The sequence below is a fragment of the Sphingobium fluviale genome, from assembly GCF_004122115.1.
Classification (GTDB): domain Bacteria; phylum Pseudomonadota; class Alphaproteobacteria; order Sphingomonadales; family Sphingomonadaceae; genus Sphingobium; species Sphingobium fluviale.
This window is the reverse complement of the sequence record NZ_SBKP01000014.1, coordinates 60,180-74,917: the sequence shown is the minus strand read 5'-3', so window position 1 is coordinate 74,917 and position 14,738 is coordinate 60,180. Positions and strand designations below refer to the sequence as shown.

The 14,738-nt window shown below is 63.7% G+C and carries 13 protein-coding genes and 1 tRNA gene; 3 read left to right on the top strand and 11 right to left on the bottom strand.

The annotated features are described in order from the left end of the window. The first annotated feature begins 114 nt into the window (after nucleotides 1–114). Nucleotides 115–693 carry a substrate-binding domain-containing protein gene (locus EQG66_RS12800; protein WP_129404987.1) on the top strand — a complete coding sequence of 193 codons (579 nt, stop codon included), beginning with the start codon at nucleotides 115–117 and terminating at the stop codon, nucleotides 691–693. 425 nt (nucleotides 694–1,118) lie between these two features. On the opposite strand, the gene EQG66_RS12795 is transcribed toward EQG66_RS12800, so the two are convergent. Further along, nucleotides 1,119–1,194: transfer RNA gene (locus EQG66_RS12795), tRNA-Val, on the bottom strand. 156 nt (nucleotides 1,195–1,350) lie between these two features. Beyond that, on the bottom strand, nucleotides 1,351–2,418 hold the full coding sequence (locus EQG66_RS12790) for a winged helix DNA-binding protein (RefSeq protein WP_164975683.1): 1,068 nt from the start codon (nucleotides 2,416–2,418) through the stop codon (nucleotides 1,351–1,353). A gap of 376 nt (nucleotides 2,419–2,794) precedes the next feature. Between EQG66_RS12790 and EQG66_RS12785 the strand changes: the two genes are divergently transcribed. Further along, on the top strand, nucleotides 2,795–3,322 hold the full coding sequence (locus EQG66_RS12785; protein WP_129404985.1) for a hypothetical protein: 528 nt from the start codon (nucleotides 2,795–2,797) through the stop codon (nucleotides 3,320–3,322). On the opposite strand, the gene EQG66_RS12780 is transcribed toward EQG66_RS12785, so the two are convergent. The 6 genes from EQG66_RS12780 to EQG66_RS12755 are packed head-to-tail and all read right to left on the bottom strand — an operon-like array spanning nucleotide 3,319 to nucleotide 10,812. Next, nucleotides 3,319–4,098, bottom strand: coding sequence for a methyltransferase domain-containing protein (locus EQG66_RS12780; RefSeq protein WP_129404984.1), 780 nt, complete (start codon nucleotides 4,096–4,098; stop codon nucleotides 3,319–3,321). The genes EQG66_RS12785 and EQG66_RS12780 overlap by 4 nt on opposite strands. A gap of 36 nt (nucleotides 4,099–4,134) precedes the next feature. Beyond that, nucleotides 4,135–5,565 (bottom strand): UbiA family prenyltransferase, encoded by a 1,431-nt coding sequence (locus tag EQG66_RS12775; RefSeq protein WP_129404983.1) that lies wholly within the window; start codon nucleotides 5,563–5,565, stop codon nucleotides 4,135–4,137. Next, nucleotides 5,562–7,553 carry a glycosyltransferase family protein gene (locus EQG66_RS12770; protein ID WP_129404982.1) on the bottom strand — a complete coding sequence of 664 codons (1,992 nt, stop codon included), beginning with the start codon at nucleotides 7,551–7,553 and terminating at the stop codon, nucleotides 5,562–5,564. Before EQG66_RS12770 ends, EQG66_RS12775 begins: the two co-directional genes overlap by 4 nt. Nucleotides 7,554–7,598: 45 nt before the next feature. Then, nucleotides 7,599–8,609, bottom strand: a complete 1,011-nt coding sequence (locus EQG66_RS12765; protein WP_129404981.1) for an NAD-dependent epimerase/dehydratase family protein — start codon at nucleotides 8,607–8,609, stop codon at nucleotides 7,599–7,601. Further along, nucleotides 8,606–9,862, bottom strand: a complete 1,257-nt coding sequence (locus EQG66_RS12760) for a glycosyltransferase family 4 protein (RefSeq protein ID WP_129404980.1) — start codon at nucleotides 9,860–9,862, stop codon at nucleotides 8,606–8,608. The genes EQG66_RS12765 and EQG66_RS12760 overlap by 4 nt, the downstream gene beginning before the upstream one ends. Nucleotides 9,863–9,909: 47 nt before the next feature. Continuing rightward, complete coding sequence (locus EQG66_RS12755) at nucleotides 9,910–10,812, bottom strand: sulfotransferase family protein (RefSeq protein WP_129404979.1); 903 nt, start codon at nucleotides 10,810–10,812, stop codon at nucleotides 9,910–9,912. A 76-nt stretch (nucleotides 10,813–10,888) separates the two neighbouring features. Between EQG66_RS12755 and EQG66_RS12750 the strand changes: the two genes are divergently transcribed. After that, on the top strand, nucleotides 10,889–12,424 hold the full coding sequence (locus EQG66_RS12750; protein ID WP_129404978.1) for a GMC oxidoreductase: 1,536 nt from the start codon (nucleotides 10,889–10,891) through the stop codon (nucleotides 12,422–12,424). Here EQG66_RS12750 and EQG66_RS12745 read toward each other — a convergent pair. From EQG66_RS12745 to EQG66_RS15455, 3 genes are read right to left on the bottom strand one after another with little or no spacing between them, the layout of a single operon-like run. After that, a complete protein-coding gene (locus tag EQG66_RS12745; protein WP_164975682.1) occupies nucleotides 12,421–13,464 on the bottom strand; it encodes an NAD-dependent epimerase/dehydratase family protein in 1,044 nt (347 codons plus the stop codon). The two genes, EQG66_RS12750 and EQG66_RS12745, sit on opposite strands and share 4 nt — an antisense overlap. Continuing rightward, nucleotides 13,461–14,579, bottom strand: a complete 1,119-nt coding sequence (locus EQG66_RS12740; RefSeq protein ID WP_129404976.1) for a glycosyltransferase family 4 protein — start codon at nucleotides 14,577–14,579, stop codon at nucleotides 13,461–13,463. The genes EQG66_RS12745 and EQG66_RS12740 overlap by 4 nt, the downstream gene beginning before the upstream one ends. Nucleotides 14,580–14,590: 11 nt before the next feature. Next, nucleotides 14,591–14,734 carry a hypothetical protein gene (locus EQG66_RS15455; protein ID WP_220428669.1) on the bottom strand — a complete coding sequence of 48 codons (144 nt, stop codon included), beginning with the start codon at nucleotides 14,732–14,734 and terminating at the stop codon, nucleotides 14,591–14,593. Between the last annotated feature and the right edge of the window lie 4 nt (nucleotides 14,735–14,738).

The following is a 14,738-nucleotide window of genomic DNA, read 5'->3' as shown; positions in this document are numbered from 1 at the left end:
TGCCCAGCAGGCAAAACCCAAAAAGGAGAAAGCACTATCTTGACCCACAGGAATTAATCGAAACATAATCACAAGACGGGTCACTTCTCAGTGAAAACACCGGGTCAACTCTCAATGAAAATCAACAGCCTGCCACCTTTCCTTGCGGAACTGAAACAGGATTTTCCCCGTGCAATGCTGGAGATCGAGATCGATCTGTCACACAGTATGCTGCAAAAACTGCTCAGTGCGGATTGCGATATGATCGCGATAGCTGGACCAGTCGCCAATCCTAATGTGGAGACAGCTCACATCGGCGAGATTGAGCTGATTTGGGTGACCAGCCCCGTAGTGGCGACGCGGATCGCACATGGGGCGGCACAGCAACTTGTATGGCTGCTTCACCGCCATTCCCCCGTTCATGGCCTTGCGCTCGCTAGTCTTGCGGAGGCGGGGTGTGCGGGGGTGCTGGCCGAAACCGCCTATAACAGTTGCAACAATGTCCGCGCGCTTGCCGACATCCTCGTCGCGGATGGAGGTATTGGCTTCCTCCCAGAACCTATGGTGCGCGATCATGTCGCGGCTGGTAGGCTAGTCCTACTGAAGAAACTCCCTAACAGGACGATGGAATTCCACGTGGCGATCCGCACTCAGGAACGCGATCCGCTTGTTCGCGCTATTTTTGAGCGCGCGGCAATGCTGCAAATCAACTAGCCGCTGGCGAACGTTCTTTCTCTGCACGCACTTCCCTCCAGCTCGCCTGTCAGTGGGGAATATATCATGCGTAGCGAATGCTGGAAATTGGTGAGGCCCATTCTCAGCGCATAGCAAATCTGGCATATTGTAGGACAGATACCTCTTGGTGCGTTTGCTACCTAATACCGGAAAAATCCACGATAGATGTGCTCGGAAACAGGAAATTGGCTCTCCATCGGGAACGGGCGACGTCCGCTTTCGCATTTCTGGCACCCATATGCTTCCAGTCAGGACCGTCTGAACGAGGCGACAATATATTGGAGATAACCTCAGTGGCATTCTTTCGCTAAACCCTCTGTATACACGGCGTATACACAGATCAGCGGCGCCTGATCCCCACACCTATCCCACATCCCAAAAATGGCGTTTTTCTGCGGGTTTTATGGTGGGCGATGACGGGCTCGAACCGCCGACATTCTCGGTGTAAACGAGACGCTCTACCAACTGAGCTAATCGCCCGGTCCCGCCGCAGCGTAACAGGAGGCCGCTGCTATCTAGGGAAAAGTGGCGCCGGGTCAAGCCGTTTTCGCGATGGGTGTGCGGATCGTCTGGCGGCGGCTGGGCTGTTTGCCGGTCGCGCTCCGTCTTTCCCGCTCTTTCGCGCGTTATCGTTCGCTATCTGCCCTCCGCCACGCCCAGTGCGGATTGCAGATGCGCCCGGCTCTCTTGAAACCAGCGCGCCACCGCTTCCATGCCGGCATCGGACAAGGTGATGAAAATCCGGCGGCCATCCCTGGGATCGGCCTGTCGCTCCAGCAGGCCGCGGTCCGTCAGTTGCCGGATCCAGCGCAGCGCCGTCGTGGGCGGCACTGCGGCGGCAATGCACAGGCTGGAGACAGACACCTTGGTATCTTCGAGCCGGGCAGCCAACAGATCGAGCAATATGTCCCATGCGGGATCGGCAAACAGATCCTGCGCGACCAGATGATCGCGCAGCCGCCGCACGCGCAGCATCGCTCGCACCTGTTGGGCGCTGATCGGTTCGTAGCGCACTGCGCTGGTCTGCTCATCGGCCTGATAACGCCGGGCCGGAGATTTCAGCACCGCATCGCCAGCCTCGCCCCATGAGCGGAAATAGGCATCCTCAGGCGTGCGGTCCTGCACCAGCGCCTCGACCATCATGTTGAGGCGCAAAAGCTGATCGTTCAGCCGCTGGAAACGGTCTGCCTCCGCCTCGGTGCCGATATCATGCAGATGCTCTCCCCCGTTGTGATGCTCTGCCAATGCCGCGAAGGCGGCGACCATATCTTCCGCGCCAGGGTCACACAGGATGACGGCGCGGTCGCTGCGCAACAGGCCATGCACCCTGTCCAGCCCGGCGAGATCGGTCATGACAATCACCGCGATCTGCCCTGCCTCCGCCATGCTGCCCAGCCGCATCAGCAGCACTTCCGCATCGGCCTCATGCCCGGTGCAGCAGAGGATGACGGCATCGAGCGCGATTCTGCGCTCTATGTGGGCGAGGGCGGCGGAAAGCGGCACAGTATCGAGCACCCGCTTGCCGGTGGCATGGGCGAGGGCGGCAAGGCGCGCCGTGACAGCCTCACCCGACGCCATATCCCCGGTGCAGATCAGCACGGATTGCTGGCTAGCGCTCATCAATGAGCCGGCATCCGGCATCATGTTATGCAATGGCGCTGTTCGCCAGTTTTGTGCCGCTTCCAGCGGTATAGTCGCCTCCATACACTCCATTGTCAGCCCCTTTGGATGGATGATGTTGCGCGATCCCGATTCTTTGCACCATTATGGCGCAAAGCGCGCATATTGCCCGAATGTGTTGATCCAAAACGGAACAATGCGCCGAAATGCGGGTCGTTCTCGCTTCTCCCGCGCATGTGCGCAGAGGCACGGGGAGTGCAGGCAAATCCTGACCCGCCGGCATGTCCGCTCTCCGGCAATTCCCTCCAATTCGGAGTGAATTTTATAGGGCAGGGCAGGCAGGTCCGGTTCATTTCGCATCATTTCGGTCTGGTTGAGTGTTCTTTATATGTTCTCATTTTTCCCAAGTCCAGACGGAATTTTCTTTCCCCCATCGGGCGGAGACCGTAAGGGGGCGGCGATGCCGATGACCCGTCCCTCGCCTCATCCTCTCTGTTCTGCTCTGGATCGTTTCGATGCACAGTTGCGCGCGAGCGGCAGCGCGACGCTGTTGCTTGAGGAGTGGCTGGCCGAACGCGGAGGGGCAGGGCGCGCAACGCTGTCCGCGCATGTGCGCGCGGTCGTCGCGCCGCGAGAGGATGGTGCCATTCTGCACCGCCTTGCCGCCACGGACTGGGCGCAGATCAGCTATCGCCGGGTGTGGCTGGCCTGGGGCGGCAGGGTGATGTCCGTGGCGGAAAACTGGTATGTCGGTGCGCGGCTGGCAGAGGGCATGGTGGATGCGCTGGCCAGCGGCGCAACCCCGTTCGGCGCGGTGATCGCGCCGCTCTGCCCCACGCGCGAAACTTTCAGTACCGAGACTTTATGGGCCGGGCAGGAGGGGCGCCCGCCGCCCACGGTGCTGCGGCATCATGCGCTGGTGCGGTCGGGCGATGGCCTGCCTTTGTGCGAAGTACGCGAGGTCTATACCCGCAATATCCTGATTTAAACCTGTTTCACCGCGCGGGCACAGACGATCAGTTCATAGTTCGGGTCGTTATAGTCGATCTGGTCCGGCCTGATCTCGCGCGCGCCCAGCCCATGCAGGTTGGCGACGCAGGACAGCACATTGCCATAGGTCTGCACCTTCAGGTTCTCGCGCCCGAACACGTCGCCAAACAGGCGGCGCTTGGATTGTGAGGTGAAATGCCAATATTCGCCCCAGTCGTCCACGCCCTCGCGCCGCGCCACGCGCGACATGCCGTGCGATGTGGCAAGCACCACGCCACCGGGCTTCAGGATGCGGTGCAGCTCCCTGATACATTTGTCGATCTCGAAGATCATCTGCAGCGTCTGGGTGATGATGATGCAGTCAAACGTGTTGTCCGGAATGTGCGGTGCGTTGGTGAGGTCCGCGACGATGGTTGCCTTGGGATTGCCCTCGACATAGTTCAGCACATCAGGCTGGGTCACGCGGTCGCCACCGAACTTGATGGTATAGGCGGGGTCGCCCATCTCCAGCGTGCGGCCTTTCACATCGGCACTATGTTCGCCCAAAAACTGCTCGATATAATAGCGCTCGATGGTGAGCAGATCGCGATCCTTGCCGAAGATCGCGCTGATCGGATCGAGCCTGTCGAGGCTGCCGAAGGTGACGCTGCCCACCGGCACGGCCTGGAGGCCCAGCTTCCGCTGCGCCGCGCGGATACTGTCGCGCGTAGAGGCGGGCAACAGCGCCACGGCGACATCGCGCACCTTCTCACTGATTTTCGCTATGATTGGCACGTCAAAACCCCTTTGCACTCATAAACTGTCACCGTTTCATCCCACCGCCGCCAACCAGCACACGCCTATCATCGCACCATGCAGCCAGCTCACCCGGTCCTTCAGGGCGAACACGACCGGATCGTCATGCAGCGCGCCGCGATGCGCCTTCACCCAGATGCGGATCAGCCACGAACCCAGCACCAGCGGCACGAAGAACAACCGCTGCGGGTGATCGTACAGCCCTTTACCCGCGACGTCGAACTGCATGTAGAACAGCATGACGAGCACAGACATAGCGGCGGTCGCGATGCCGAGCGAGACGGTGAGCGGCGTGTCTGAAGCAAGGTAGCCGCGCCCTGCCACCGTGCGCCCATCGGCGGCGGCGCGGATCAGCTCCGCATGGCGCTTCGCCAGCGCCAGCGAGCCGAACAGGATCATCGCGAAGGAGGTGAGCCACAGCGATTGCGGCTGCTCCGCCAGCTCCACGCCCGCCTGCACGCGCAGGGTAAACAGCCCGCCGATCACCATCACATCGAGCAGCGGCTGTGCCTTGAGCCACAGCGAATAGGCCAAAGTCACCACCAGATAACAGAGCAACACCAGCGCAAAGCCGGGGCTGATAAACACTGCGCCGGCCATCCCCGCGATCAGCATCACCGCGCCGATGGCCGTGCCTTTCAGCAGCGAGAGCCTGCCGCTCGCGAGTGCGCGATATCGCTTGGCGGGATGTGTGCGGTCCGCCGCCAGATCGTTCATGTCGTTGAACAGATAGGTGGCAGAGGCAACCAGCCCAAACGCGATGAACCCGCAGAGCACGCGCGCCACCACCGCCGGATCATGAAATGCCTGCCCCAGCAAAAGCGGCACAAACAGCATGATGTTCTTTGACCACTGGTGCAGCCGCAGCGCCTTCGCCCAGTCCCGCCCACGCATGGGGGCAGGGGCAAAGATGCGGGCAGGGGTGATCCCCTGTTCCTTCAGCGCGCGCGCGACAGCAGCCGATCCGCCCGCCACATAGGCATGGTCCGCCTTTTCCCACACCGGCAGGTCGGCCCGCGCATCGCCGATATAATCGAAGCCGTGCGGAAAGCGCGCTGCCAGCGCCGCCGCCTTGTTCGGCCCTTTGAGGTTGTGCGCGCCATCGCTGGCGATCACGCCGTCAAACAGCTTGAGATGATCGGCAACCCCATGCGCGATCCGCGCATCGGCGGCTGTTACCAGCCACACTTGCCCGCCGCTCGCCTTGCGCTTTTCGATGAAGGCGAGGATCTCTGCGTCATAGGGCAGGGTGGCGCAATCAAGCCGTGCGGCATCGGCCAGCGCATGCTTGAGCGCGGCGCGGCCTTTGAAGACGCGCGGCAACAGCGTGGCAAAGCGCATTGGCGCGCGCGTTGCGACGCATACCGCGCTTTCGACCAGCGTATCGGTCCGTACCAATGTGCCATCGAGATCGACGATGAGAGGCGGGGGCAGTGGGGCGGTCATGGCATCGCATCCTGCCCGGTCCGGCCGTCAATAATGCGCACAGGCCTGCCCGGAAAGCGCGCGATAACTGCCGCATTGGCCACCGGCCCAAGGTCACGCACGAAAACAGGGCCGGAAAGATCGGGCGCGTTGAGATAGAAGGCGCTGCCATAGTCGCCCGCGTCATTGCTTTTGATAAAGACCAGCGCATTATCCGCCGCGCCAGATACCGCCATATCCCGATAGCTGCTGTGAAAGTCGCGAAACTCCCAATATTTCTCGGCTGCGCGCCACGGCAGGAACGTCAGCAAACCGAGCGCGCCCATCAGAGCGGCCGCAGCCGCAACGCGCGCCTTGCCCTGCGCCAGCCCTGCGCCGTTCATCGCCCCCGCCGCCGTCTGCATCCCGCGCGCAGACAGGAAAATTGCGGGCCACAGCGTCATATACCAATAGCGCGGGCCGATATAGAAACCGCCGTTGAACCAGTAGAGGCTGTATCCGGCAATGATGATGCCCATCAGTCCCAGCATCGCCTTGTCCACGCGGCTGAGGCGGCCCCAGATCAGGTGAACAAAGAGCAGCAGCAGCGATCCCAGCGCCCAGCCGAACAGCTCTACATTCATCGACTTCAGGTTGAACTGTTGCTCGATCAGCGCCTCCAGCGGGCCATGTCCGCGCCAGATGTCTACCCCGCCCCAGCTATCGGGCGAGCCGATGTCCGCGCCGAAGCCCAGCCGGTTCGCGCCCTTGTGCCACAGATGATCGAAATACTGGTCTATCGGCGTCATCAGTGCGTCGCCGGTGAGCATCTGGTTATAGGGGAACACCAGCGCGCCCAAAGCGATACACCCCGCGCCATAGGCGGCCAGCGTGGCCCAGCCTGTAAGCGCCTTGAGGTTCACCCTGCTCATCGCCCACAAGCCAGTGGCGGTGCCGATCAACACGCCTTCCAAGGGGCGGGTGAGGAACAGCGCGCCCATCAGCAACCCGGCTACTGCCCACGCGGCCAAGCGAAAGCGCCCCTCCACCAATATCAGCCGCCACGCGCCCAGCACCAGCACCAGCGTCAGCGGATGGCTCATCAGCGAGGCGCCCATAGCGAGGAACCAGGGCGAGACGCAGAGCAGGAGCGTCACCAGCGCCGCCAGCCGCGCCGAGGCGATCCGCGTCACGAAGCTGTGGCTCAGCAACACGCCGAGCGCTGTGAGCAGCGGGTTGACGAGGAACGGCGCGCCCAGCGCCACTCCGCCTGCCAGCACTGCGGGCCAGCCGGGCGGGAAGATCGAATACCATTTGCCGCCCTCCATGCTGATCCAGTCATAGCGCAACGCCGCATCGAGCGCGCCACTGGGGGCCGGAAGATAAAGCTGGCCCGCCGCAAACATCTTCGCCTGAAACAGATAGGCAACCTCATCGGGCAGGCGCGGCATCCGGTCAAACGCCGTTAGGGCAAGCAGCAGCGACACAGCGACGGACCAGAGCGCTGCTGCATAGGGCAGGCGTGGCGAAACAACCGCCCGCTCTGCCCATGCGCCGATGCGCGCCAGCGTTGTCTCCGGCACCATCATCACAAACGCCGCGATGCAGGCCGCGTGAATCGCGATCAGATCCGCGTTTGCGACAACCTGTTTGGTGAAGGCCACATATTCATCCCGCAGAATGAATCCCATTGGCGAGACGGCCGACGCGAGCAGGAGAACGCCAAGCAGCGCGATCCGCCCCATGCCCAGCCGGAGCACGCCTTGCCACAGCATGGCGAGGCGCCCGCCCGTCATCAGCGCAATGCCCGCTGCCAGCGCCTCCAGCGCGATCAGGGCATAGCAGAGCAGATTCAGACCCTGCGGCTTCAGCCTCAGCGCGCCGAACCAGAGCGGATCGTCCATGCCCAGATGCGCGGCATTGCCAGCGACAAAAGCGCCGGCCAGCGCCCACGCCCCCTCGCGCCGCAGCAAGGCGACACAGCACAGCAGGAGCGCGATTCCCAGCGCCGCCACCAGCCACACAGGCATGGGAAGACCGAACGCCATCGCTATGAAGCCCCCCGCGACAGCCGGCTAGGCCGCCGCGTCGTTCTTCCCTGAATCCGCCACCGGCGCGATCCCCATCGCCGCGCGCTGCTCGGCGATCACATCGTCGATGATCTGATCGAGCGAGGTGCGCGGGCGATAGCCGATGAACTGCTCCAGCTTGCGCACATCGGGGATGCGGCGCTGCATGTCCTCGAAACCGAAGCCATAGACCTCGCTATAAGGCTTTTTGACGATCTCGGATTTGGAGCCGGTCTTCTTCTTGATCTTCTCGGCGAGGCCATAGATCGAGACTTCCTCGTCGTTGCCGACGTTGAAGACATGGCCGATGGCGTTGGGCGCGTTCAACAGCCGGGTGAGCGATTCCACCGCGTCATAGACATGGCCGAAGCAGCGTGACTGGTCGCCGGTGCCGTGCACGGTGATCGGATCGCCCTTCAGCGCCTGTGATACGAAGTTGGGCAGCACCATGCCGTAATAGCCGGTCTGGCGCGGGCCGGTGGTGTTGAACAGGCGCACGATGATCACGCGTATGCGCTTCTCATAGCTGTAGGAGAGCGCGAGCGACTCATCCAGCATCTTCGCGACGGCGTAGGACCAGCGCAGGTTCGCGGTCGCGCCCAGCACCAGATCGTCATCCTCGGAGAACGGCACCTTCTCGGCCTTGCCATAGACTTCGGAGGTCGAGGCGATGATGACCAGCTTGTTGCCGTTAGCGGCGGCGTGGAGAATATTCTCGGTGCCGTTGACATTGGTGTGGATCGAAAGGCTCGGCTTTTCGAGGATCAGCTTGACGCCGACGGCAGCAGCGAGGTGGATCACTGCGTCGCATTTCTCGACCAGTTCCTGCACCAGCGCCTGATCGCGCACGGAGCCGATCACCATCTCGAAATTCTGATTGTCCTTCGAGTGGGCGAGGTTCGCCATGTCACCGGTCGAAAGATTATCGAGCACGACAACGCCATGTCCCATGCTCAGCAGCCGCTCGGTCAGGTGCGATCCGATAAACCCGGCGCCACCGGTTACGAGGATTCTCATGCTCTATTCTCCAATGCCGAAATTACGTGTTGATTGCCCTTCGCGCGCGCAGCCTTAGCCACGACATCCAAATATTCGGTTATGACAATGTCTTCTTTCCAGTTTTTTTCATAGGCGATCCGCGCCTCGCGCGCCAGCGCATCGCGCCGGGCGGGGTCAGTGCCCAGTTCCGCTATGGCGGCGCGCAGCTCGGCCTCGTTTTCGAACAACAGCCCGCCACCCTTGGCGACGATCTCAGGAAAGGGGCCGAGGCGGCGCGCGATCACCGGCGTGCCGCCGCGAAACGCCTCGATCAGGATGATGCCGAAGGTTTCATAGCACAGCGAGGGCACGATGAGCGCGCGCGCATTGCTATACCAGGCGGGTAGCGCCTCCGGATCGAGCCGCCCGGTGAAATGCACGCGCTCCATGCTTGCGCCTTGCGCGCGCAGCTCCGCCTCATACTCGCCACCGCCGACGATGACGAGATCGGGGCCGTCCGCCGCGCTGCCGGAAAAGGCGGGGATGATGTCCTGCACGCCCTTGATCTTTTCCAGCCGCCCCACGAACAGGAAATAGGGGCGCGGATGCGGTGCGGCCTGTCCCGTGATCGGCGGCATGTCGGGCAGGAAATAGGGCACCACCTCCATCTCCGGCGCAAAGCCGAAGGCGCGGTGTTTGTCGCGGCTGAACTGGCTCTTGGCGATGAAGACGTCGATATGCCGTGCCTCGCGTCCCAGCTTTCCGGTCCAGCGCCACGGCTGCGGCGGGCGCTTGTAGCTCAGCTGGCAGCGCAAGCACGCGCGCTGCTCGCACAGCTCCCGGTTTTCCTTCCACAGCACATGGGTGGGGCAGACGAGCCAATGCTCATGCGCCTCGTAAATCCGCACGGCATTTGGGTCGCCCAGGCCAAACAGGCCCGGCCCGCCGACCAGCGAGGCATTGTGGTGCCAGATCACATCGAACTTGCCGGGGCCGAGCAACTCCTCCATCCGCGCCTTGTGAACCACCGGGCTGCCAAGCTGATGCACGAGCAGGTTGGAGAGCATCCCCATGCCCGAGGTGAGGCCGATCACCTCTATGCGCGGGTCCATCTCGATGCTCGCGGGTTCGCGCCCCGCCTGCGTGGTGTAGGCGTCCCTGTCATGCACCACGGTGATATGGTGCCCCCGGTCCGCCAGCGCGGTCGCCAGCCTGCGGATGCCGATGCCGTCCCCGCCAAAATTATAGGGCGGATAGAAAGTCGTCAGCATGGCGATGTTGAGCGGGGCCATGCCGTGTGGGAGGCGTTCAGCCTTGAGGGAAGCGGATTGGAGAATCGTTACGGCTCCAGCCAGTGCGACACGTCGCGCCCTATAATATCCCGCAACTGCGAAATGTCATCTTCTAACGATTTCATTAACCACGCTTTTGCTGCGGGGGAGAGCTGATCGCGCGCAAGGTTGCGGCGCGACACCATATCGCGGATCGCCCGCCGCGCGCTCATAGGCACCACGAGGGCGGCAAGGCTCGCCACCGGATTGGGCCGCATCACGAGGTTTTGCAGCCATGCATGGCGCGGCTGGCCGCCCATATTCGTCTCGTGGGTCACATCGGGCACGAAGGCGGGATCGACGCCGATAAAGCCGAAAATCTTGGCCAACATCACCTTGGGGTCGGTCCGGTAGTCCTCGTAGAGGAAGAACTGCATCTGCTCTGGCGGAAATTCCGCCTGAAAACGGCGCAGCTGCTCGGCATAGCGGGGGAAGCTCGAATATTGGAACAAGGGCTGCCAATGATCCGCCAGCCGCTGCGGCTCGGCCTTCAGTGCCGCCTCGAAATCGTCGAGCGGCTCGATCATCTGCGCGCGGGCATAGAGATAGTGCGAAAAGGCCTGCTCGATGGGGTTACGCAACACGGCGATCAGCTTCACGTCCGGCAGGCGCGCCTTGATGCGCTTCGCCGCGTCTGGCGCCCAGAGATACAGCGGCGATGCTTCCCCGCGCGCGGTGCCCTCCGGCGCATCGGCGAACAGGGCGGTATAGTCCTCCCAGCTATGCACGGAGTTGTTGACGAACTCGTTGCCCGGCCCGCGCCAATCCAGTGGTTCGCCCTCAAACGCGAAGTAATTCGGCTCCTTGATCGCGCTCATGAACACTTGCGGGTGCTGGCGCACGAGATCATAGAGCGCGGTCGTCCCCGCGCGCGCTGCGCCAATAATCAGGAAGGTCGGCGTTTTAGCCATTGATCGAGATGCCCCTTTCTCTAAGTCTTAAGACCTAACAGCGTAAAGATCGCGTTACAATTGCGGGGCAGGGTATTTGAACGCACAGGATATCATCATCGGATCGGGGCCGAGCGGCTATGCAGCAGCGGTGGCTTTGACCGCGCGCGGGCGCGATGTGCTGATCCTTGATGCGGGCGAAGTGATGGACGAGGCCGCGCAGGCCTTGCGCGCGCGCATGGGGTCCGCCGAGCCGGATCAATGGTCCGCCGAAGACCGCGAGGCGATCAGCGCGCTGCGCCGCTCGGAAAAAAGCGACAGCATCCAGCCCTTCGGCTCCGATTTTCTGTTCCGCCTGCCCGCGGAAATGGCGGACTATGCCGAGGACAATGGCGTGCACGGCCTCAAGCCCTCGTTCGCGTGTGGGGGCTTGTCCAACGGCTGGGGCGCGTCCGTGCTGCCCTATCATACCAGCGATTTCGAGGGCTGGCCGATCAGCCTAACGGACCTCGCCCCGCATTATGCCGCCATCGCCCCGCTCGTCGGCATGGCAGGGATGCGCGATGGGCTGGCCGACTTCTATGACGGCGTGGCGATGGCCGAGGACCGCCTGCTGCCCCAGAGCGCACAGGCGCGCGCACTGCTGGAGCGGATGGAGCATAAGCGCGACGCCCTCGCGCGCATGGGGGTGCATTTCGGCGCCTCGCGCCAGGCGATAGCGCCCGGCTGCCGCGCCTGCGCCATGTGCCTCTATGGCTGCCCCTATGGCCTCATCTTCAACGCGGGCGACGCGGTGGCGCGCTTGGCGGAGAGCGACGCGCTGCGCTACCAAGGCGGGGTCATCGTGCGCAGCTTCGCCGAACATGTGGATGGCGTCACGCTTCACACCAGCGCAGGCAAGTTCGAGGGTGAGCGGCTGTTCATCGCGGGCGGTGTGCTGCCCACCACAAAGCTGGTGCTCGGCGCGCTCGATCTGCATCATGAGGTGACGATCCTCGACAGCCAGCATTTTTATCTGCCGATGCTGCACCGCTGGAACGCCGGGGAAGACCCCGCCGCCGAGGCGCGGCACACGCTGGCGCAGGCTTTCTGGGCGATAGACGATCCCGCTGTCGAAAAACACGTCGTCCACGCCCAGCTTTACACCTATAACGACACCTACGCGCCCGATATGCGCGCGCGCTTCGGCCCGTTCGCCGATCTTGCACAGCCGCTGATCGAGGGGTTGAGCCGCCGCCTGATCGTGGCGCAGCCGTTCCTTCATTCGGACGCCTCGCCTGCCATCGGCGCGCGGATCGCGGGGGGCAGGCTGTTCACGAGGCGCATTGACAATGCGCGCACCAAGGCCGCGATCCAGCGGGTCAAGCGCCGTCTCGCCAACGTCGCGTGGGCGGCGGGCCTCGTGCCGCTCACTCCCTTGCTGCGGCCCGGCAGCCTGGGCAGCAGCTTCCACTGCGGCGGCAGCTTCCCGATGCGGGATCGCCCCAGCCCCGGCGAGACGGACGCCCAAGGCCTGCTCCGCGGCCAGAAGCGCACCTACATAGTCGATGCGTCCGTGCTGCCCGCCATCCCTGCGCCGACAATCACCTTCTCGGTAATGGCAAACGCGCATCGGATCGCGACTGAGGCTTAGAGCTTATATTTAGCGCGCAGTGCGGCGCAGGTGCGCGCAATGCCTTCCTCGGCGCTCACCTGCGGCACGAAGAGGTGCGCGCGCATCTTGTCCGTGCTCGCCACCCCGGTGCCCAGGAACAGCTTCGGGTTCTCCGCAGCCGGGCGCCAGATGCGCGGGCCGGGCCTGCGCGCCATCGCCCAGCCGCGCAGCTTTTCCAGCCGCGCGGTGCCGATCAGGCCGGCGGCGATCGCGCTGGCCCGTTGCACAAGAGCGGAGAGTGCGGAGGGCTTTGCCGCCGGGCGCGGCACGTAGGGCGCGGTCGGCTCATGGCGCACGCTCGCGCCACACGCCTCCGCATAGGCGGATAGCAGGCGGTTCCACGGGAAGGTTTCAGGCCCGGAGACAATGAACCGCTCCGCGCCGCCACGCTCCAACTCCGCCGCCGCGATGAACACGCTCACCAGATCGTCGATATAGAGGCCGTTGCACAGGCCATCGTCACGGTCGGGAAGGATCAACGTGCCCCCCGCCATCTTCTCGGCCAGCGCGTCCGCCCATTGTGGGGAGCCGGGGCCATAGACGATCGTCGGTTGCAAAATCACCGCGTCGAACTGCCCCTCGCCCACGCGCCGCGCAATGTCCCGCTCGATGGCGCGCTTGGCGGCCTTATAGTCATGCCCCGGCGCGTCGCAAGGCGAGGCCTCGGTCACGTCGCCAAGCGGCCAGTCGTCATAAACCGCGATGGAGCTGGCCTGCACCAGCATCGGCACTTGTGCCAAGGCGCAGGCATCGGCGGTCTTTGCATACAGCGCTATGTTCTCGTCCGCCGAGCGGCGAAAATCATAGGCGAGGTTGAACAGCGCGCTCACGCCCGGCAGCGCCGCCGCCAAATCCCGCGCGGCGATATAGCGGATCGCGCCACTGCCCCTGCCGATGCGGCTCTTGTCGCGCGTCGGCACGATCACCTGCGCGCCCATCTCCGCCAGCCTGGCGGCAAGCGCGCCGCCGATAAATCCGGTGCCGCCGGTAATGCAGACGCTGCGGCCCTGCCAGCTCATGCCCGGCCCAGCCATTGCGCATAGAGCGCTTCGAACGCCGCCTGCACATGCGGCGGGGAGAAGCGCTCATCCTGCGACCGCTTGAGCGCCGCGTCAGACATGGCGGCTAAGCCTTCCGTGTCCGAGGTAAGCGCGATCAACTGCGCCGCCATCGCGTCGACGTCCCCCACCGGCACCACTGCGCCGACATCTGCCGTCACCAGCTCGGTCACGCCCGCTGTATCTGTGGCGAGCACCGGCGTCGCCTGCTGAAACGCCTCGACAATGGTGATCGGCAGCGATTCCCAGCGCGAGGGCAGGAAAAACAGGTCCGCCGCCGCCATATAGAGCGGCGCATTGTCGCTATGGCCGATGAAGCGCACGGCATCGCCCACCCCCGCCTCCGCCAGCCACGCCCGCGCCTGCTCGCGCTGTGGCCCGTCGCCCACCACGACAAAGCGCAGTGCCGGGTTGATGCCAAGCGCTTTCTTGGCGGCAAGGATCAGGTGGTCGATCGCCTTCTGATGCGCCAGCCGCGCGACCGTGACGATCAGCGTTTTGCCTTCCGCGCCCAGCAATTCCGCCTTGAGCGCAGCGATTTCCTCCATCTGCGGGCGCGGCTTTTGCTGCACGCCAAGGCCCATGACCCGCACCTTGTCCTCCGGCACGCCGCCTTGCGTCACCAGATCGCGCGCGCTGTTGTGGCTCGGCGTGATGATCAGGTCCGCGCACATCCGCGCGATTCGGCCGAACTCCGCGATCCGCTCCGGCTCCGCGCCGTGAAAGGTGACAAAGACCGGAATCCCCATGCCTCTTGTCGCCACCCACCCCACCAGCGCAGGCGCGCTCTCATGCGCGTGGACCAGCTCGATCCCTTCCGCCTTCAGCACCTTGCGCAGAGCCAGCCCGCTTTTCAGCGCAGTCCATAACCGCCGCGGCGTCGATCCGCCCTCGGCCGCGACATTATGCACATCGATGTGGCGAAAGCGCGTGTCCTTCTGCTCGTCCATCCACGGCCCGCGTGTCCCCGCGATCCACGCCTCCTGCCCGCGCGCGCGCAGGCCCAGCGTCAGGTCGATTACGTGACGCTGGATGCCGCCGGGCGGGAAGCGCGTGCAGAGCTGGAGGATGCGCATGCCAGCCTATCTCAATTCAGCCCATGTGGGGCTGCAAATGGCAACTTTCTGCGCTTCCGGTGCTCACGTACCTTGAAGTACGCTGCGCTCCGGTTCTCGAAATCCACCATTTTCGCCTCCACCTGAACTGAATTGAGATAGGCGGGTTCGCCCATCAGG

What these genes read in the sequence shown, in the direction of transcription:
- EQG66_RS12755 (WP_129404979.1), bottom strand. Translation starts at nt 10,812, where the DNA reads ATGGCTAAAACGCCGACCTTCCTGATTATTGGCGCAGCGCGCGCGGGG.
- EQG66_RS12800 (WP_129404987.1), top strand. Translation starts at nt 115, where the DNA reads ATGAAAATCAACAGCCTGCCACCTTTCCTTGCGGAACTGAAACAGGAT.
- EQG66_RS15455 (WP_220428669.1), bottom strand. Translation starts at nt 14,734, where the DNA reads ATGGGCGAACCCGCCTATCTCAATTCAGTTCAGGTGGAGGCGAAAATG.
- EQG66_RS12775 (WP_129404983.1), bottom strand. Translation starts at nt 5,565, where the DNA reads ATGACCGCCCCACTGCCCCCGCCTCTCATCGTCGATCTCGATGGCACA.
- EQG66_RS12765 (WP_129404981.1), bottom strand. Translation starts at nt 8,609, where the DNA reads ATGAGAATCCTCGTAACCGGTGGCGCCGGGTTTATCGGATCGCACCTG.
- EQG66_RS12745 (WP_164975682.1), bottom strand. Translation starts at nt 13,464, where the DNA reads ATGAGCTGGCAGGGCCGCAGCGTCTGCATTACCGGCGGCACCGGATTT.
- EQG66_RS12790 (WP_164975683.1), bottom strand. Translation starts at nt 2,418, where the DNA reads ATGGAGGCGACTATACCGCTGGAAGCGGCACAAAACTGGCGAACAGCG.
- EQG66_RS12760 (WP_129404980.1), bottom strand. Translation starts at nt 9,862, where the DNA reads ATGGCCCCGCTCAACATCGCCATGCTGACGACTTTCTATCCGCCCTAT.
- EQG66_RS12785 (WP_129404985.1), top strand. Translation starts at nt 2,795, where the DNA reads ATGCCGATGACCCGTCCCTCGCCTCATCCTCTCTGTTCTGCTCTGGAT.
- EQG66_RS12740 (WP_129404976.1), bottom strand. Translation starts at nt 14,579, where the DNA reads ATGCGCATCCTCCAGCTCTGCACGCGCTTCCCGCCCGGCGGCATCCAG.
- EQG66_RS12770 (WP_129404982.1), bottom strand. Translation starts at nt 7,553, where the DNA reads ATGCCTGTGTGGCTGGTGGCGGCGCTGGGAATCGCGCTCCTGCTGTGC.